Genomic DNA, 16,533 nt, shown 5'->3' with positions numbered 1-16,533 from the left:
GATGGACTACTTAGAGTAGAGCTCGACGATGAGCTGCTCGTTGATATCACCGCTGATCTGCTCACGCGTCGGCAGAGCGAGCACGTTACCAGACAGCTTCTCGATATCGACCTCGAGCCAGCCAGGGACCTCAAAGCGCTCGGAGGAAATCAGGGCCTCCTTGATGGGGAGGAGGTCACGGAACTTCTCGCCGACAGCGACGACGTCGCCGGCCTTGACGCGGTAGGACGGGATGTCCACGCGCTTGCCGTTCACGGTGAAGTGACCGTGACGGACGGACTGACGAGCCTCTTTGCGGGTGCGGGCGAAGCCAAGACGGAAGACGACGTTGTCGAGGCGAGACTCAAGAATGATCATGAGGTTCTCACCGGTGACGCCGTTCATCTTACGGGCCTTGTTGAAGTAGCCGTGGAACTGCTTCTCCAGAACGCCATAGATGAACTTGACCTTCTGCTTCTCGCGCAGCTGCATGCCGTACTCAGATTCCTTGCGACGGCGCTTGGGCTGACGGATAGATTCCTTCTTGCTGCTGTAACCGAGCTCAGCGGGATCGATCCCGAGCTGACGGCAGCGCTTAAGAACAGGAGTCCTGTCGATTGCCATATTGATACGATCCTTTCAGTTACACGCGGCGACGCTTCTTGGGGCGGCAGCCGTTGTGCGGAATGGGGGTCTTGTCCTGGATGCTCGAGACCTCGAGGCCAGCAGCCTGGAGGGAGCGGATGGCGGTCTCACGACCGGAGCCGGGGCCCTTGACGAAGACGGAAACCTTCTTCATACCGTGCTCCATGGCCTGCTTGGCAGCAGCCTCGGCAGCCATCTGGGCAGCGAACGGCGTGGACTTACGGGAGCCCTTGAAGCCCACCTGGCCAGCCGACTTCCAGGAAATGACGTTGCCCTGGGGATCGGTGATCGAAACGATCGTGTTGTTGAACGTAGAACGAATGTGAGCCTGGCCCACGGAAATGTTCTTACGGTCCGCGCGCTTCAGACGGGCAGCGCGAACGTTCTTCTTAGCAGTAGCCATCTATCTAGCGCTCCTTATTTCTTCTTCTTAGCACCGATCTGACGCTTCGGGCCCTTGCGGGTACGAGCGTTAGTGTGGGTGCGCTGGCCGCGGACCGGGAGGCCCTTGCGGTGACGAAGGCCGCGGTTGCAGCCGATGTCCATAAGGCGCTTGACGTTCTGGTTGCGCTCACGGCGGAGGTCGCCCTCAACCATGATCTGGTTCTTATCGATATAATCGCGGATGGCGTTAACCTCATCCTCGGTGAGGTCCTTAACGCGCGTATCCACGTTAACGTTGCACTCGACGCAAATCTTCGTCGCAGTGGTGCGGCCGATGCCGTAAATGTAGGTCAGACCGATCTCAACGCGCTTCTCACGCGGGAGGTCGACACCATTAATACGGGCCAACGTAGTCTCCTCTCTTAACCCTGACGCTGCTTATGACGGGGGTTCTCGCAAATGACGAGGACCTTGCCATGGCGCCTAATGATTTTGCACTTATCGCACATCTTCTTGACCGAAGGACGTACCTTCATCGTTCTTCCTTTCGGTAGCGCTCAAACTACTTCCCTACTATCTACTCGCCCAGCCGCAGGCGTTTAAAACTATGGCTGGTCTTCACACACAATCCGACCGTAGGTTGAGCTAAGCCTGCAGTCGGAAATGGAGTGCGTGTATGCGTGCCGCTATTTGTAGCGATAGGTGATGCGGCCGCGGGTCAGGTCGTACGGGGAAAGCTCCACGACAACCCTATCACCGGGGAGAATACGGATGTAATTCATTCGGATCTTGCCAGAAATGTTGCACAGAACCGAATGACCGTTCTCGAGCTCGACCTTAAACATGGCATTGGGCAGCGGTTCCTTTACCGTACCCTCGAGCTCAATTGCGTCTTCCTTCTTCACAAGCAATCATCTTTCTCTAGAAAACGACAGCGATTGAGTATTCTACAACACGTATGCACGCATCGTAATAACTTCGTAATGGCTCCACAACTAAGTGGAACTTGTTACATTTCTCCGCCTTGGAGCGAGCACCAAGAACCTTGGGCATCCGTGGTGAGAATCACCGGACCGTCATTGGTAATGGCGACGGTGTTCTCGTAGTGCGCGGCAGGCAGGTGGTCGTTGGTCGTAACAATCCAACCGTCGGAGCCCGTGCTCACATGGTTGGAACCCATCGTAACCATCGGCTCGATGGCAATGACCATGCCGGCCTGGAGGCGAACGCCCCTCCCCTTCTTTCCATAGTTAGGAACGTTGGGGTCCTCGTGCATCACGCGTCCAATGCCATGGCCAACATAATCACGAAGCACGCCGTAACCGTGAGACTCGGCGAGGGACTGAACGGCATAACCGACGTCCCCGATATGGTTACCGGGAACAGCCTGCTCGATGGCAGCCTTAAGGCAATCGCGCGTGACCTCACACAAAGCCTTGGCTTCGGGCGTGGGGGTGCCGACGAAAAACGTCCAAGCGTTATCGCCGACCCAACCGTCGACAACGGCTCCCGTATCGATGGAGATGATATCGCCATCGCGCAGGATCATGTCGGGGTTGGGAATACCGTGTACCACGGCATCGTTGATCGATGCGCAAATGGTTCCGGGAAACCCGCCGTAACCCTTAAAGGCTGGGGTGCCACCATGCATGCGGATAATCTGCTCCGCGAGCTGATCAAGCTCAAAAGTCGAAACGCCGGGGCGCACCATGGCTCCAACGTGGCGGAGCGCCATCTTAGATAGCGCTCCTGCCTTCTTCATCTGCTCGATTTGCGTTGCAGACTTAATCTTGATCATAGACCGAGAGCCTCTTTGACATCCCCGTACACGGTCTCGCGAGCCTGGTCACCGTTGACCGACTTGAGCAGACCCTGGCCACGATAGTAGTCGACGAGCGGGCTCGTGGACTTCTCGTAGACGTCGAGACGGTTCTTGATGGTCTCGGGCTTGTCGTCGTCGCGCTGATACATCTCGCCGCCACACTTGGGGCAGGTAGCATCGGCAGCGGTGCCGGTGTAACCGCATGCGCGGCAGGTGCGACGCGAAGACAGACGATCGATAATGACCTCGGGGGCCACATCGACCAGAAGGGCGCAGTCGATCTCGCGACCCATGGCGGAGAGCTCGGAATCGAGCGTCACAGCCTGGGCGGTGTTGCGCGGGAAGCCGTCGAGGATGAAGCCCTGCTGGGCGTCATCGGCGGCAAGGCGCTCCTTGACAAGGTCGATCACGAGCTGGTCGGGAACGAGCTCGCCAGCGTCCATGTACTTCTTAGCCTGAATACCAAGCTCGGTGCCACCCTTGACGGCAGCACGCAGCAGGTCGCCCGTGGAAATGTGGGCGACGCCAAACTCGGCGACGAGCTCCTGTGCGACGGTGCCCTTACCGGCACCCGGTGCTCCGAGCAATACGAGGTTCATGAGCAATCCTCCTCTAGCCTATTTAAAGAATCCATCGTAATCATACATCTTGATCTGGCCTTCGAGCTTATCGACCGTGTCGAGCACGACGCCGACCATGATGAGGATGGACGTGCCGCCAAATGCCTGGATCAGATGGTTACCCGTGAAGGAGAAGATGATCGAAGGCACGATGGCGATGAGCGCCAAAAAGACAGCGCTGGGAAGCGTGATCTTGTTGAGCGCGTTCTTGATGTAGGCCGCGGTAGCCCTACCCGGACGCACGCCCGGAATAAAGCCGCCCTGCTTCTTAAGGTTATCGGCCGTGTCATCGGGGTTGAACACCATGGAGGTGTAGAAGTACGCGAAGAACACGATGAGGACAACGTTAAGCACCCAGTTGAGCCAACCGGTCGAAAGCGCGGAGGCAACTGCCTGAATCCAGCCGATGCCGGGGAAGAACACGGCAATCTGAGCCGGGAAGTACAGCAGCGCCGAAGCGAAGATGATCGGCACGACACCCGCGGTGTTGACCTTGATGGGCAGGTAGGTGGTCTGGCCACCCATCATGCGACGGCCCACGACGCGCTTAGCGTAGGAGACCGGGATGCGGCGCTGGCCGCGCTCAAGGAAAACAATCAGCGGGATAACCAGCAGGATGATGGCGCAGATGATCACCATGGTGATGATGCCACCGGCATTGCCCTCGGTGCTGGAGAAGATAGCCTGCGGCAGACCGGCCATGATGTTCGCAAAGATAATCAGCGACATGCCATTGCCGATACCGCGCTGGGTGATGAGCTCACCAATCCACATGATCAGCATGGCGCCCGCGGTGAGCGTGCCGACGATCATGAGGTCGAAGATGATCTCGGGAGCGCCGGCGCCATTGAAGCTGATGCCGAAGCTCTTAAAGAGGAAGAGGTAACCCACGGAGTTGAGGATTGCCAGAGCCAGGGTGAGGTAACGCGAATGCTGCGTAATCTTGGTCTGACCGACCTCGCCCTCGCGGGCAAGCTCATGCAGGGAAGGCACGACGGCCTGGAGCATCTGGAGGATGATCGAGCTGGTGATGTAAGGCATGATGCCCAGCGAAAACACCGACACATAGCTCAACGCGCCGCCAGAGAAAAGATTCAGGAGGGCCATAGCACCTGCGGCGACCGAATTGTTATCGGTCGAGAAAAGGCCCAGCATCCCCTGGAAGGGAATGCCGGGCACAGGAACGTGCGCACCAATGCGGTACACGACGAGCATAGCTATGGTAAAAAGAATCTTTTCGCGCAATTCTTTGATGCGGAAAGCATTCTTAAGACCATTTAGCACGGCAGCTCGACCTTTCCGCCGGCGGCCTCGATCTTGGCCTGCGCAGAAGCGCTGACCTTGTCGACCTTGACCGTGAACTTCTTGGTGAGCTCACCATTGCCGAGCACCTTGACGGGCTCGAACTCGCTCTTGGTGATGCGAGCGGCCTTAAGAGCGGCACCGTCGATCACAGCGCCGTCCTCGAACTTACGCTCGAGACGCTCAACGTTAACAGCGGTGTACTCGATACGACGGGGGTTGCGGAAGCCCGGAAGCTTGGGCAGGCGCATAGCCAGCGGAGTCTGGCCACCCTCGAAGCCGGCACCCTTGGTGCCACCAGAGCGGGAACCCTGGCCCTTCTGACCGCGGCCAGAAGTGGTGCCGTGACCCGAAGAATTGCCACGGCCGACGCGCTTGCGGTTCTTGGTGGAACCGGGCGCGGGAGTAAGATCGTGAAGCTGCATTTGCTACTCCTCTACAATCTCGACAAGGTGCTTGACCTTGAAGATCATGCCGCGGACGGACTCGTTGTCAGCAATCTCGCGAACCTCGCGGATCCTGTGGAGACCGAGGGCACGGACAGTACGGACCTGGTCCTGCTTGCAACCGTTGGTGCTGCGGACCTGCTTGATCTTGATGGTGTCAGCCATGCTTAGTTCTCCTTACCGACGAACATCTCGGAGACCGTCAGGCCACGGCGAGCCGCGACGTCCTCAGGGCTGGAGAGCTCCTTGAGGCCCTCGACGGCAGCCTTGATGATGTTGAGGCCGTTGTCGGTACCGAGGGACTTGGACAGGACGTTCTTGATGCCAGCAAGCTCAAAGAGGGGACGCACAGCGCCGCCGGCGATAACGCCGGTACCCTCGACAGCGGGCTTGATGATGATGCGGCCGGCACCAAAGTGGCCGAGAACCTCGTGCGGGATGGTGCCCTGCTCGGTCACCGGCACGTGGAACATATTCTTCTTGGCATCGAGAGATGCCTTGGAGATGGCCATGGGCACCTCAGCGGACTTGCCCATGCCAACGCCGACGTTGCCCTTGCCGTCGCCAACGACGACGAGAGCGACGAGGCTCATGCGACGACCACCCTTGACGGTCTTCGACACGCGGTTGATGTAAACGACGCGCTCCTCGAACTCGGAGGCCTCGCGCTGCTGCTTCTGATTACGAGCCATGTGCTACATACCTCCTAGAACTCGAGACCGGCGGCACGAGCACCGTCGGCGAGGGCCTTGACGCGGCCATGGTAGATACGGCCACCGCGATCGAAGGCGACCTTGGTGATGCCGGCCTCGATGGCGCGCTTGCCAACGAGCTGACCGACCTTCTCCGCAGCCTCCTTGTTCGAGGTGTGGGTGCCCTTGAACTCGGCCTCGAGGGTCGAGGCAGAGACGAGCGTCAGACTGGAGCCCTTGCTGTCGTCGATGATCTGGGCATAGATGTTGGCGTTAGTACGGGTCACGCGAAGACGCGGACGCTCGGAGGTACCCGAGACCTTGCCGCGAACACGACGCTGACGACGCTTGAGGCCTTCCAGCTTCGCCTTATGCTTGTTCATACGTAAACTCCTAAAAAGGTTGATCTTGCCAGCACCTGACGGGGTGCTGGTCTTATGCGAGTGAGTCGGTTACGACTACTTGGCGGCCTTACCCAGCTTGCGGCGGATGTGCTCGCCAACGTAGTGGATACCCTTGCCCTTGTAAGGCTCGGGAGGACGATGGCCGCGGATCTCAGCGGCGATCTGACCGACCTGCTGCTTGTTGATACCCTTGACGTTCACGTGGGTGTTGTCGGGAACCTCGAAGGTGATGCCCTCGGGAGCCTCGACGATCACGGGGTGCGAGAAGCCCAGGGAGAACTCGAGGTTCTTGCCCTTCTGCTGCACGCGGTAACCGACGCCGGCGAGCTCGAGCTTCTTCTCGAAGCCCTCGGAAACGCCAACAACCATGTTGTGGATGAGGGCGCGGGTGAGGCCGTGGCGGGCACGGGTCTCACGCTCGTCGTCGGGACGGGAAACGGTGAGGACGTTGTCCTCGACGTTGATAGCGAGCTTCTCAAAGACATCGAGCTCGAGCTGGCCCTTGGGGCCCTTGACGACAACGTTGTTGCCGTTGACTGCCACTTCGACTCCGGCGGGAATCTGGACAGGCTTATTACCGATACGAGACACGGTGATCTCCTTTCCTTCTACCTACCGAGCGAATTACCAGACGTAAGCGATGATCTCGCCGCCGACGTTGTGCTTGCGAGCATCGCGGTCGGTCATGACGCCATGGCTGGTGGAAATAATGGCGGTACCAAGGCCACCGCGGACGCGGGGCATGTCGGCAACGCCGGTGTACTTACGGAGGCCCGGCTTGGAAATGCGGCGGATGCCGTTGATGACCTTAGCCTTCTTGGGACCATACTTAAGCGTGATGTGCAGAGTCTTCTGGGGAACGGTGTCCTCGACATCGTAGCCCTCGATGTAGCCCTCCTCGTGCAGAACACGAGCGATCTCGACGAGCTTCTTGCTGCTCGGCATGGAGACCGTGGCCTTGTTCACAGAGTTAGCGTTACGGATGCGCGTAAGCATATCTGCGATCGGGTCTGTAAGGTTCATACAGATTCTCCTTCGTTCTTGATGAACACGTGCTCTTGGTTCTTCGCCGCCCTTAACGGCAAAGCCTTTTTAGCGCGTTTTCCCTGTTCCAAACTGATGCTTGAAACGCTGGTAGTGACTTACCAGCTGGCCTTCTTAACGCCGGGAAGCTCGCCCTTGAGTGCAAGCTCGCGGAAGCAGACACGGCACAGGCCGAACTTGCGGTACACAGAGTGCGGACGGCCGCAGCGCTGGCAGCGCGTGTACTCACGAGTAGAGAACTTCTGCTTGCGATTGCACTTGACGATCATCGATGTCTTAGCCACTTATATCCTCCTCACATAGAGTATTGTTCGCCCCAAGCGCCGCCCCCTTGTGGGAACGGCGCTTATAGGGCAGGTGAACCTATTTCTTGAACGGGAAACCGAAGGCGTCCAGAAGGGCCTTGGCCTCCTCATCGGTGTTGGCGGTGGTCACGAAAGTGATGTCCATACCACGCTGGTGATCGACGGAGTCGAAGTCGATCTCGGGGAAGATGAGCTGCTCGGTGACGCCCATGGAGAAGTTACCACGGCCGTCGAAGCTCTTGGCGGAGATGCCGCGGAAGTCGCGGATACGGGGGATCGCGACGGAGGTCAGACGATCGAAGAACTCCCACATACGGTCGCCACGCAGGGTAACCTTGCAGCCGATCGGCATACCAGCGCGCAGGCGGAAGGTAGCGATGGACTTGCGGGCACGGGTGATCATCGGCTGCTGGCCGGTGATGGCGCGCAGGTCGCGCACGGCACCGTCGATGGCCTTGGAATCGGTAGCGGCCTCGCCGACACCCATGTTCACGACGATCTTCTCAAACTTGGGGATCATCATGACGTTCTCGTACTGGAACTTGTCCTGAAGCTGCTGCTTGACCTCGTTGTTGTACTTGGTCTTCAGACGCGGCACATACTTCTCTTCTGCCATTGTTCACTCCTTCTTGGGGTTTTAAGCACGGGGCGTGGCCACGATGGGTTGTCCTCGTGCCTCCTGGCTGCATCCGCGCCGCTCATGGCATTTTGCGGTTTGGACTCGACGCAGCAGGAGCCGACAAAACAATCGGTACTATACGCGCATCGGGAGCGTATTTCCAGAAAAACCTCGTCTGCCTGCACAACTCCACAACTCCCCCGCACAAATGGATCCCAAAAAGCAGTTGCGGTGAAATAGGGACTGTTTGGCGGCCTAACAGGCTTAAACAGTCCGTATTTCACCGCAACTTATTGGTGGGGATGCGATTAGCGCTTGCGGGGAACGAGTTTGGTGCGGCGCAGGTGGATCATCTCGGCGGCAATGGAGATGGCGATCTCCTCGGGGTCCTCGGCCTCGATGGCAACGCCGATCGGAAGGTGCAGCTCGTCAATCTGGTCCTGCGTAAAGCCTTCCTGCTCCAGGCGGGCACGCACAAAGGCCGTCTTGCGGCGCGAACCCAGACAGCCCAGGTAGGCAGGCTTGGCGCGCATGGCCTGAATCACCACGTCGATATCGGACTTGTGACCCGCCGTGGCCACGACCACCAAGTCGCGCGGACCGATGGGGCACTGCTCGCCCAGATTCTTGTAATCGACCAGGCGACGGTCGTAGACACCGGGCACCCATTCGGGCGTCAGCGTGCCGGGGCGGTCATCGCACGCCACGACGGCAAAGCCCGCCGCCGTGAGCACCCGTGCCGTCGCAGCGCCCACGTGGCCGCAGCCAAAGATATAGGTTAGGCCCTCGGGGCAGAGCGTCTCGATGTGCGCCGGGGGAATCTCGGAGGCGGCGTTGGTGTAGGTGACCTTACTCCCCTCCTCCACCAGCGAAAGCTCGGGGCAGCCGGCAATGGTATGGCGCGATGCCTCGCCATGATATTCGGCAACATCGCCTTCGAGCGCGCTTGCGATAAACGGCTCAAAGTCGATGACGAAGTCGCCGATGCGTCGATACGCCAAGACGTCGGCAACCGACTGGAACAACGGTGCCTTGGTCGCGTCCAGATGCAGATAGCACAGGCAGATGGCTCCGCCGCAGATCATGCCGGTATCGGAGTTCTCGCCGCCCATGGTGTAGCGGACCAGACGCGACTGCCCCGCGGCCAGCAGCTCGCGCGCCTCATCGAGCGCAAAGAGCTCGATCTTGCCGCCACCGATGGTGCCCGCTTGGCTACCGTCGGCAAAGACAGTCATCCAGGCGCCCACACCGCGCGGTGACGACCCCGCCGTACCGGCCACGACCACCAGCTCGCACGTCTTACCGGCCTTCAGTGCATCAAGCGCAGCATTCACCACATCGAGCTTTTCCATTGCAATTTCCTATCCCTGGAATACACCGGTGAGCATAGCAAGTGCCTCGAGCACGCCGCCGCCGACCGACGTCGCCTTGTCCGAAATGTAGTTGATATAGCTGGCATCGCCGCGCGGATCGACATCGGCGCATTTAAAGCCCTCAGTCACCTGCACGCCGTCGGCCAAAAGGCCGCGCAAGCAGCCATCGATCTGCGTGCACATGGGCGTATCGCCCGCGTAGCCAATCACGTCTCCGGCGCTCACGATGTCGCCGATCACATGGTCGGACCTAAACACGCCGGCGGCGGGGCTGTGGATAACACGTTCCTTGCCATAGCCGGCGATAATGCCCGGCACGCCCGTGTTGGGCTGGGGCGAACCTTGGGTAATGACACGGCCGAGAAAATGCCCGCGCATGGTCTCGACCACGGCGTCGCAATCGACCGGCGCGGTAAAGCCCGGCCCCACAGCGATGACGGCAGGCGCCATGTCGCGCGTGGTGCCCAAGTTGCGCTTAGCCAAAATCGCGTCGACCACAGCCGCGGGTTTAAGCTCATCGAGCATCTTGGCCTGAGGGTCCACCACAACGGCGACGTCTCCAGCCTCGGTAATCTCAAGCGCCTCAGCCGGCGTCCGTGCCAAGCGAGCGCGAATGCCTTCGACCTCGACCTCGCCCAGGCGAATGGCCTCGCAAAAACAGATTGTGCGGCGGATGCACGTGGGAACCGCGATATCGGCCATAACGACCGAAACGCCGGCGCGCACCAAGCGAGCGGCGACGCCCGTGGCGATATCGCCGGCGCCGCGAACATAAACGAGCATTCCCGGGGCACCTCCCTGTGCTACGGTTTGAGCAGAGCAAAAGCGGTTCGGCCGCTACTCTGATGATTATTTATTATCACAGTATTATACGGCGGTGAACAGATGGAAACGACGAGCGGAAACCTTGCCTCCGCGCTCAAGATCGAGCCGGGCATTACCGCAATTATCGGCAGCGGTGGCAAGTCGACCTTGCTAAAGACGCTGGGTCTCGAGCTCATGCGCGCTGGCGGCCGCGTGCTCCTCTGCACCACCACGCACATGTTTCCCGTCGCCGGCGTGCCGTGGGACGGGTCAAACCGTCGCCTGGATGCCGCGCCTTGGAAGCCGGGTGCCGCGAATGCCCCCGGCTACACCTGCAAGGTATGCGCTGGCATGAGCCGCGGAAGCATCTGCCAGGCGGGTGTTTTGGACCCGGAGACAGGCAAGCTCTCCGCCCCCGCCGAGCCGCCCAACGAGCTGGCGCAGCGCTTTGACTATGTGTTGGCCGAGGCAGATGGCAGCAAGCGACTCCCGCTCAAGGCGCATGCCGCCTGGGAGCCGGTAATTCCCGCCGCCGCGACAAACGTTGTCTGGGTCGTCGGCGCCTCGGGGCTGGGCAAGCCCGTCGCCGAGGTTGTCCACCGCCCCGAGCTCTTCTGCGAGCGCTGCGGCTGCGAGCCCACCGACGCTGCCACCCCAGAGCGCGTCGCCCAGGTGCTCAATGCCGAGCTGCAGATGCTGAACCTCAACAATGCCCACATCATGCTCAACCAAGTCGACACGCTTGCCGACCCAACAATGGCAGATCGCTTCGAGGCAGCCCTCGGCCGCCCCCTCATCGCCACCAGCCTCAAATAGCCGGCGCTGCCCCACCAGACATATAAGTTGCGGTGGAATAGTTCCTGAAACGGCCTATTTGGCGGCTAAACAGGAACTATTTCACCGCAACTGCGAAGGGAATCCGGCATCCTTCCTGTTAGCGGGGGACGTAGCGGCCGGGTTGGGCTCCGGTGGGCTCGCCGTCGCGCGCAGCCAGTACGCCGTTCACAAACACGGCCTTGGCGCGGCCGTGCGCCTCAAAGCCCTCGAGCGGCGTGTAGTCCACGGCCTGATGCTGCGTCGCGGCGCTAATCGTCCAGCGCGCCTTGGGATCCCACACGCACACGTCGGCATCGGCGCCCTCGGCAAGACAGCCCTTGTGCGGATACATGCCAAAGACGCGCGCCGGGTTCTCGCTCATCAGGCGGCACAGATCCTCGGGACCCAGCTGTCCCTCAAAGCTCGTAGCGATCGCGACGGGGCGATGCTCCACGCCGGGTCCGCCGTTGGGAATCGCGCGGAAATCATCGCGTCCTCGGTCCTTTTGCCCGTGCAGGTTAAAGCTGCAATGATCGGTCGCAATAGTATCGATCTCGCCAGCCACAAGCGCCTCGCGCAGCGCGGCACGGTCACCGGCATGGCGCAGCGGCGGGCTCATCACGTACTTGGCGCCCGCAAAGCCGTCCTCGCCCTGCTCCAGATAGCAGGTGTCGTCGAGCATCAGATACTGAGGGCATGTCTCGACATAGATGTTCTTCTGCCCGCGCGCTTTGGCAGCGCGAATGGCCTCGAGCCCCAGCTTGGTCGAAAGGTGCACCACGTTGACCGGAGCGTCCCCGGCCAAGTGCGCCAGATACAGCAGGCGGCTCACGGCCTCGGCCTCACACACGTCCGGACGGCTGAGCGCATGGCCCTCGGGCCCGTGGATACCCTGCTCAAACACGCGCTTCTGCAGCGCGTTGACCAACGTGCCGTTCTCGCAATGCACGCACAGGATACCGCCCACGCGCTTGAGCTCCTCCAGCACCTCGAGCGTCTCGGCATCGTCCAGGCGCAGATGGTCGTAGGCAAAGTAGGTCTTAAACGACGACACGCCCGCCTCGCGCATGGCCGAAAGATCGGCGCGGTTGCGCTCATTCCACTCGGCAAGCGCCATATGGAAGGCATAGTTGGCGGTGCAGGTGCCGTCGGCGCGATGATGCCACTCGACCAAGGCATCGGGCATGGTCACGCCGCGATCGGCCGTCGCGTAGTCCACAATGGTCGTCGTGCCGCCGCAGGCAGCCGCGCGCGTGCCGGTCTCAAAGCTATCGGCTGTCCAATCCATGCCGGTCCAGCACTGCATGTGCGTGTGCCCATCGATAAAGCCCGGGAACACCCAGCAGCCCGCAGCATCCTCGACGGTATCGCCCTCGGCCGGCTCAATCGCCGCGGCAATCCGCACGATCTTATCGCCATCCATGGCAAGATCGGCGCGGCGAAGCCCCTGGGGCGTCACGAGTGCGCCGTTTTTGATGATGATCATAATTGCTCCTTATTGATTGATGCAGTTGGCCACGCGATCAAAATACGAGCAGGCGGCGATATGCTCCGTTATGCGTCGCTGTCCCTTGACGGTATCGACGTCCCACAGCTCGTAGGCACGCGCCTCGACCAGCACCACGTCGGTACGGTCCTTGAGGATCGAACCGCCGCCGTCCTTACCCTCAAGACACATAAGTGCATCGAACAGTTCCGCCGGAAAGAGCACCGGGCTCGAAGGCTCACCGTTGCACGCAAGACGCACCGGATGCTTGCGGCCACGCTCGTCAAATGCACGAACCATAGCCTCAAAAGAATCCGAACTCACGAGCGGCTGGTCGCCCGGCAAAAAGAGGCAACCTTTCCAGTTGCGTTCGACTCCCCACGAAAGGCCCGCACGGACGCTTTCGCTGCGCAGCTCGCCATCGTGCAGCACGCACGGGCAATGCTTGTCATCACAAATCTGAGCGACCTCGGGCCAACGCGTCGAAACCACAACGTCAAAGCCCCGGGGAACCGAATCAATGGTCCGGGCAATCAGCGGCTCGCCATAGATATCGGCGAGCATCTTGTTAGAGCCAAACCGCTTGCCCTCGCCCGAAGCCATAATGACACAACCAAGTTTCATGGCGATACCTCCCCTGAAACCATCGTACCCATAACTCGCGTCGCGGGGCATCTACATCGAAAGCGCTTATCCCGCACGCCCACGATGCAAAAAGGGGCACCCCGCCGGTTGGCAGAGCGCCCCCTTTACATGGCTTACCTCAACCCAGCTTTAGGCCTGGAACCAACGGGCGGTGTTGCGCTCGTCGAGGGCCTTGAGGGTAGCGGCGGGATCGGCAACCTTCTGCAGGAACATCATGGCTGCGATGGCGTACGGCTTGTAGCTGGCCTCCTTGTACATGCCCACGCGGTGCATGTCGAAGACGTCGGCGTTGACCTCGCCGTGCTCGCAAGAGACACCGGAGATGTCGGCGGGCAGCGGATGCATAAAGATGGTGTCCTGGCCGTTGGCGGTCTTCTCCATGAGCTCGGTCGTGGAGCACCAATCCTGATGCGTAGCGTTCTGAGCGAGCAGCTCCTTCTCGAGTGCAGCGATGCCGGCGTCGTCGCCCTCGGCGTACAGGTTGGTGCGCTTCTCCATGGCGGCAAACGGAGCCCAGCTCTTCGGGATCACGATGTCGGCGCCCTCGAAGGCCTCGGCCATGGTGTTGACCTGCTTAAAGGTGGTGCCGGACTCGGCGGCATAACCCTTGGCGCGCTCGACGACCTCGGGCATGAGGTCGTAGCCCTCGGGGTGGGCCAAGGTGACGTCCATGCCAAAACGGGGCAGCAGGCTGATCAGCGACTGCGGGCAGGACAGCGGCTTGCCGTAAGAGGGCGAGTAGGCCCAGGTGACGGCAACCTTTTTGCCCTTGAGGTTCTCAAGACCGCCAAACTCGTTGATGAGGTAGAGCATGTCGGCAGAGGACTGCGTGGGGTGATCGGAGTCGGACTGCAGGGAGATGAGCGTGGGACGGTGATCCAGAACGCCGTCCTCGTAGGCCTGCTGTACGGACTCGGAGACCTCGGCCATGTAGGCGTCGCCCTTGCCGATGTACATGTCGTCGCGGATGCCGATGACGTCGGCCATGAAGGAGATCATGGTAGCGGTCTCGCGGACGGTCTCGCCGTGAGCGATCTGGGACTTCTTCTCGTCCAGGTCCTGCAGCTCAAGACCGAGCAGGTTGGCTGCCTTAGAGAAGGAGAAGCGCGTACGGGTGGAGTTGTCACGGAACAGGGAGACGGCCAGACCCGAATCGAAGATCTTGGACGAAACGTTGTTCTCGCGCAGCGCGCGCAGGGCGTCGGCGACGATGTAGAGCGCCTTGAGCTCATCGGTGGTCTTATCCCAGGTGTGCAGGAAGTCGCTGCCGTACATGCCCTTAAAATCGAGGCCGTTCAGCTGCTCGACGAGCTCGGTAAACTTGGCGTCCATGTAAATATCCTTTCCAAAGATGAAACGATTGCAATGAGTAAATGTGCTCCGGCATGCGCGTGTGGCTAGAACATGCAGAGCACTATGACGAGGACCCGCTACCGTTGAGGAAGCATGGGAGATAACGACCGCGGGCCCCAAGTCAACAGGGGGTGCCGGGGACACGAGCTGTCCCCGGCTCAACAAGATCGAGGAATGGGACTAATCGATCTTGTTGTTGGTCAGACCGGCGCGGAACACGGTGGCGTCGCCATCGGCCTGGCTCGGATCGTAGAGGTTCAGGGCAGCCACATACATGGCGGCAGCGGTGACCAGGTCGTCCTTGTAGGTGACCTCGTTGGGAGCGTGAGCCTGAGACTCGGCACCCGGGCCGAAGCCGACGCAGGGGATGCCATAGCGGCCCTGGATGGAAACGCAGTTCGTGGAGAAGGTCCACTTGTCGCACAGCGGGCGACCGGTGCGCTTGTCCATGCTGGGCTCGCAGCCGATGCGCTCGTCACCGAACATGGCCTTGTGGGCGTCGACGAGGGCCTTGACGTGCGGAGCGGTCTCCTTGTTGATCCACGTGGGGAAGTAAGCCTCGGTCTCGTAGACCTCGCCGGTCCAGGACGGACGGTCGTACATGTACATGGAGACCTTCACGTCGTCGCCGTACTTCTTGGCGGCCGGCAGGTTACGGATCTCGTCCAGGCAGGACTCCCAGGTCTCACCGGCGGTCATGCGACGGTCGATGGAGATGGCGCAGGAGTCAGCGACAGCGCAGCGGCTGGGGCTGGTGTAGAAGATCTGGCTGACGGTGCAGGTGCCGCGGCCCAGGAAGCGGGCGTCCTCGAAGTGCTCGGGGTTGTACTTGGGGTCGAGCATCTTGACGAGGCCCTTGATGTCGGTCGACTCGTCGCAGCCGTTGTTGTTGAGGGCGCGGACGTCGGCGATGATGTCGGCCATCTTGTAGATGGCGTTGTCGCCGCGGTCGGGAGCGGAGCCGTGGCAGGAGGTGCCGTGAACGTCGACGCGGATCTCCATGCGGCCGCGGTGACCGCGATAGATGCCGCCGTCGGTGGGCTCGGTGGAAATGACGAACTCGGGCTTAATGCCGTCCTTGTTGTAGATGTACTGCCAGCACATGCCGTCGCAGTCCTCTTCCTGGACGGTGCCGACGACCATGATCTTGTAGCCCTCGGGGATGAGGCCCATGTCCTTCATCATCTTGGCAGCATAGGTAGCAGAAGCCATGCCGCCCTCCTGGTCAGAGCCGCCGCGGCCGTAGATGATCTCGTCGGTCTCGTAGCCCTCATAGGGATCGGCATCCCAGTTCTCGATGTTGCCGATGCCGACGGTGTCGATATGGGAGTCGATGGCGATGATCTTGTCGCCCTCGCCCATAAAGCCCATAACGTTGCCCAGGCCGTCGACCTTGACCTCGTCATAGCCAAGGCTCTCCATCTCGGCCTTGATGCAAGCGACAACCTCGCCCTCCTCGCAGGACTCAGAGGGGTGGCTAATCATTGCGCGAAGAAAACGCGTCATATCAGCACGATGAGACTCAGCCGCAGCCTTAATGGCATCAAAATCGAGTTCTTTAGTCATAACAGTCAACCTTTCTACAAGGGTTTACCTACAGGTAGATATCTCAGATAGATCACTTGTGCCAAGCAGCGTGAGGTTGAGCACCCCACAAGCAAGTAACCATAGGAGGCGGACGGAGGACTTTGCTCCGTCGCGAGTTCCGCACGAGCCGGAGAGCACTTAATGTGCTCTCCGTGCGAGCAGGACTGTCCGAGCAGGGAGTAAAGTCCTCCGGCTGCCTCCGGACAG

At 60.5% G+C, this 16,533-nt stretch carries 23 protein-coding genes; 1 reads left to right on the top strand and 22 read right to left on the bottom strand.

The features are described 5' to 3' along the window. Window positions 1-6: 6 nt before the first annotated feature. The 18 genes from rpsD to yqeB form a co-directional block, all read right to left on the bottom strand. Entirely contained in the window at window positions 7-603 is a 597-nt protein-coding gene (rpsD, locus tag ABHT90_RS07580; RefSeq protein ID WP_006235275.1) for a 30S ribosomal protein S4, read from the bottom strand. A gap of 19 nt (window positions 604-622) precedes the next feature. Next, window positions 623-1,027, bottom strand: coding sequence for a 30S ribosomal protein S11 (gene rpsK / locus ABHT90_RS07575; RefSeq protein ID WP_006235274.1), 405 nt, complete (start codon window positions 1,025-1,027; stop codon window positions 623-625). Between the two features lie 14 nt (window positions 1,028-1,041). After that, complete coding sequence (gene rpsM, locus ABHT90_RS07570; protein WP_022094275.1) at window positions 1,042-1,416, bottom strand: 30S ribosomal protein S13; 375 nt, start codon at window positions 1,414-1,416, stop codon at window positions 1,042-1,044. A gap of 14 nt (window positions 1,417-1,430) precedes the next feature. Then, window positions 1,431-1,544 (bottom strand): 50S ribosomal protein L36, encoded by a 114-nt coding sequence (gene rpmJ, locus ABHT90_RS07565; protein WP_006363204.1) that lies wholly within the window; start codon window positions 1,542-1,544, stop codon window positions 1,431-1,433. 150 nt (window positions 1,545-1,694) lie between these two features. Then, window positions 1,695-1,913 carry a translation initiation factor IF-1 gene (gene infA / locus ABHT90_RS07560; protein WP_035137443.1) on the bottom strand — a complete coding sequence of 73 codons (219 nt, stop codon included), beginning with the start codon at window positions 1,911-1,913 and terminating at the stop codon, window positions 1,695-1,697. 104 nt (window positions 1,914-2,017) lie between these two features. Beyond that, window positions 2,018-2,806, bottom strand: coding sequence for a type I methionyl aminopeptidase (gene map / locus ABHT90_RS07555; protein ID WP_329738298.1), 789 nt, complete (start codon window positions 2,804-2,806; stop codon window positions 2,018-2,020). Then, complete coding sequence (locus ABHT90_RS07550; RefSeq protein ID WP_006235269.1) at window positions 2,803-3,429, bottom strand: adenylate kinase; 627 nt, start codon at window positions 3,427-3,429, stop codon at window positions 2,803-2,805. Before ABHT90_RS07550 ends, map begins: the two co-directional genes overlap by 4 nt. An 18-nt stretch (window positions 3,430-3,447) precedes the next feature. Then, window positions 3,448-4,734 (bottom strand): preprotein translocase subunit SecY, encoded by a 1,287-nt coding sequence (gene secY / locus ABHT90_RS07545; RefSeq protein ID WP_346982115.1) that lies wholly within the window; start codon window positions 4,732-4,734, stop codon window positions 3,448-3,450. Continuing rightward, the gene (gene rplO, locus ABHT90_RS07540; RefSeq protein WP_006235267.1) at window positions 4,728-5,177 is read right to left on the bottom strand and encodes a 50S ribosomal protein L15; all 450 of its coding nucleotides are present in this window, start codon (window positions 5,175-5,177) and stop codon (window positions 4,728-4,730) included. The genes secY and rplO overlap by 7 nt, the downstream gene beginning before the upstream one ends. A 3-nt stretch (window positions 5,178-5,180) precedes the next feature. Further along, window positions 5,181-5,363, bottom strand: coding sequence for a 50S ribosomal protein L30 (gene rpmD, locus ABHT90_RS07535; protein ID WP_006235266.1), 183 nt, complete (start codon window positions 5,361-5,363; stop codon window positions 5,181-5,183). 2 nt (window positions 5,364-5,365) lie between these two features. After that, window positions 5,366-5,890 carry a 30S ribosomal protein S5 gene (gene rpsE, locus ABHT90_RS07530; RefSeq protein WP_006235265.1) on the bottom strand — a complete coding sequence of 175 codons (525 nt, stop codon included), beginning with the start codon at window positions 5,888-5,890 and terminating at the stop codon, window positions 5,366-5,368. 14 nt (window positions 5,891-5,904) lie between these two features. Next, window positions 5,905-6,273 (bottom strand): 50S ribosomal protein L18, encoded by a 369-nt coding sequence (rplR, locus tag ABHT90_RS07525; RefSeq protein ID WP_006235264.1) that lies wholly within the window; start codon window positions 6,271-6,273, stop codon window positions 5,905-5,907. A 75-nt stretch (window positions 6,274-6,348) separates the two neighbouring features. Then, a complete protein-coding gene (gene rplF / locus ABHT90_RS07520; protein WP_006235263.1) occupies window positions 6,349-6,885 on the bottom strand; it encodes a 50S ribosomal protein L6 in 537 nt (178 codons plus the stop codon). A 33-nt stretch (window positions 6,886-6,918) separates the two neighbouring features. Beyond that, window positions 6,919-7,317, bottom strand: coding sequence for a 30S ribosomal protein S8 (rpsH, locus tag ABHT90_RS07515; RefSeq protein WP_006235262.1), 399 nt, complete (start codon window positions 7,315-7,317; stop codon window positions 6,919-6,921). A 119-nt stretch (window positions 7,318-7,436) separates the two neighbouring features. After that, complete coding sequence (locus ABHT90_RS07510; RefSeq protein WP_022094280.1) at window positions 7,437-7,622, bottom strand: type Z 30S ribosomal protein S14; 186 nt, start codon at window positions 7,620-7,622, stop codon at window positions 7,437-7,439. A 79-nt stretch (window positions 7,623-7,701) separates the two neighbouring features. Next, window positions 7,702-8,259 (bottom strand): 50S ribosomal protein L5, encoded by a 558-nt coding sequence (gene rplE / locus ABHT90_RS07505; protein WP_006235260.1) that lies wholly within the window; start codon window positions 8,257-8,259, stop codon window positions 7,702-7,704. A 311-nt stretch (window positions 8,260-8,570) separates the two neighbouring features. After that, a complete protein-coding gene (locus ABHT90_RS07500) occupies window positions 8,571-9,614 on the bottom strand; it encodes an XdhC family protein (RefSeq protein WP_270225378.1) in 1,044 nt (347 codons plus the stop codon). 9 nt (window positions 9,615-9,623) lie between these two features. After that, the gene (gene yqeB / locus ABHT90_RS07495) at window positions 9,624-10,418 is read right to left on the bottom strand and encodes a selenium-dependent molybdenum cofactor biosynthesis protein YqeB (RefSeq protein ID WP_346982114.1); all 795 of its coding nucleotides are present in this window, start codon (window positions 10,416-10,418) and stop codon (window positions 9,624-9,626) included. 102 nt (window positions 10,419-10,520) lie between these two features. On the opposite strand from yqeB, the gene yqeC reads away from it, so the two are divergent. After that, on the top strand, window positions 10,521-11,255 hold the full coding sequence (gene yqeC, locus ABHT90_RS07490; protein ID WP_346982113.1) for a selenium cofactor biosynthesis protein YqeC: 735 nt from the start codon (window positions 10,521-10,523) through the stop codon (window positions 11,253-11,255). Window positions 11,256-11,373: 118 nt separating this feature from the next. Here the strand turns inward: yqeC and hydA are convergent, their stop codons facing one another. The 4 genes from hydA to ABHT90_RS07470 form a co-directional block, all read right to left on the bottom strand. Beyond that, entirely contained in the window at window positions 11,374-12,741 is a 1,368-nt protein-coding gene (gene hydA / locus ABHT90_RS07485) for a dihydropyrimidinase (RefSeq protein ID WP_346982112.1), read from the bottom strand. A gap of 9 nt (window positions 12,742-12,750) precedes the next feature. Further along, on the bottom strand, window positions 12,751-13,365 hold the full coding sequence (locus tag ABHT90_RS07480) for a nucleotidyltransferase family protein (RefSeq protein ID WP_158551151.1): 615 nt from the start codon (window positions 13,363-13,365) through the stop codon (window positions 12,751-12,753). A 150-nt stretch (window positions 13,366-13,515) separates the two neighbouring features. Next, window positions 13,516-14,718: a knotted carbamoyltransferase YgeW gene (gene ygeW, locus ABHT90_RS07475; RefSeq protein ID WP_346982110.1), complete on the bottom strand. Its 1,203-nt coding sequence runs from the start codon at window positions 14,716-14,718 to the stop codon at window positions 13,516-13,518. A gap of 201 nt (window positions 14,719-14,919) precedes the next feature. Beyond that, window positions 14,920-16,305: a YgeY family selenium metabolism-linked hydrolase gene (locus ABHT90_RS07470; RefSeq protein WP_099432046.1), complete on the bottom strand. Its 1,386-nt coding sequence runs from the start codon at window positions 16,303-16,305 to the stop codon at window positions 14,920-14,922. Window positions 16,306-16,533: the final 228 nt, after the last annotated feature.

This window comes from Collinsella aerofaciens, assembly GCF_039758815.1.
In the GTDB taxonomy this organism is placed as follows: domain Bacteria; phylum Actinomycetota; class Coriobacteriia; order Coriobacteriales; family Coriobacteriaceae; genus Collinsella; species Collinsella aerofaciens_BP.
Note: the sequence above shows the minus strand (reverse complement) of the source record. Positions and strands in the feature narration are given on the sequence as shown.

Bases quoted from the DNA above. Each gene is read 5' to 3' on its own strand.
- yqeC (WP_346982113.1), top strand. From the start codon at position 10,521: ATGGAAACGACGAGCGGAAACCTTGCCTCCGCGCTCAAGATCGAGCCG.
- rpsD (WP_006235275.1), bottom strand. From the start codon at position 603: ATGGCAATCGACAGGACTCCTGTTCTTAAGCGCTGCCGTCAGCTCGGG.
- rplO (WP_006235267.1), bottom strand. From the start codon at position 5,177: ATGCAGCTTCACGATCTTACTCCCGCGCCCGGTTCCACCAAGAACCGC.
- ABHT90_RS07480 (WP_158551151.1), bottom strand. From the start codon at position 13,365: ATGAAACTTGGTTGTGTCATTATGGCTTCGGGCGAGGGCAAGCGGTTT.
- rpsK (WP_006235274.1), bottom strand. From the start codon at position 1,027: ATGGCTACTGCTAAGAAGAACGTTCGCGCTGCCCGTCTGAAGCGCGCG.
- rpmJ (WP_006363204.1), bottom strand. From the start codon at position 1,544: ATGAAGGTACGTCCTTCGGTCAAGAAGATGTGCGATAAGTGCAAAATC.
- ABHT90_RS07500 (WP_270225378.1), bottom strand. From the start codon at position 9,614: ATGGAAAAGCTCGATGTGGTGAATGCTGCGCTTGATGCACTGAAGGCC.
- hydA (WP_346982112.1), bottom strand. From the start codon at position 12,741: ATGATCATCATCAAAAACGGCGCACTCGTGACGCCCCAGGGGCTTCGC.
- rpsH (WP_006235262.1), bottom strand. From the start codon at position 7,317: ATGAACCTTACAGACCCGATCGCAGATATGCTTACGCGCATCCGTAAC.
- rplE (WP_006235260.1), bottom strand. From the start codon at position 8,259: ATGGCAGAAGAGAAGTATGTGCCGCGTCTGAAGACCAAGTACAACAAC.
- yqeB (WP_346982114.1), bottom strand. From the start codon at position 10,418: ATGCTCGTTTATGTTCGCGGCGCCGGCGATATCGCCACGGGCGTCGCC.
- ABHT90_RS07550 (WP_006235269.1), bottom strand. From the start codon at position 3,429: ATGAACCTCGTATTGCTCGGAGCACCGGGTGCCGGTAAGGGCACCGTC.
- rpsE (WP_006235265.1), bottom strand. From the start codon at position 5,890: ATGGCTCGTAATCAGAAGCAGCAGCGCGAGGCCTCCGAGTTCGAGGAG.
- ABHT90_RS07470 (WP_099432046.1), bottom strand. From the start codon at position 16,305: ATGACTAAAGAACTCGATTTTGATGCCATTAAGGCTGCGGCTGAGTCT.
- map (WP_329738298.1), bottom strand. From the start codon at position 2,806: ATGATCAAGATTAAGTCTGCAACGCAAATCGAGCAGATGAAGAAGGCA.
- rplR (WP_006235264.1), bottom strand. From the start codon at position 6,273: ATGAACAAGCATAAGGCGAAGCTGGAAGGCCTCAAGCGTCGTCAGCGT.
- ygeW (WP_346982110.1), bottom strand. From the start codon at position 14,718: ATGGACGCCAAGTTTACCGAGCTCGTCGAGCAGCTGAACGGCCTCGAT.
- rpmD (WP_006235266.1), bottom strand. From the start codon at position 5,363: ATGGCTGACACCATCAAGATCAAGCAGGTCCGCAGCACCAACGGTTGC.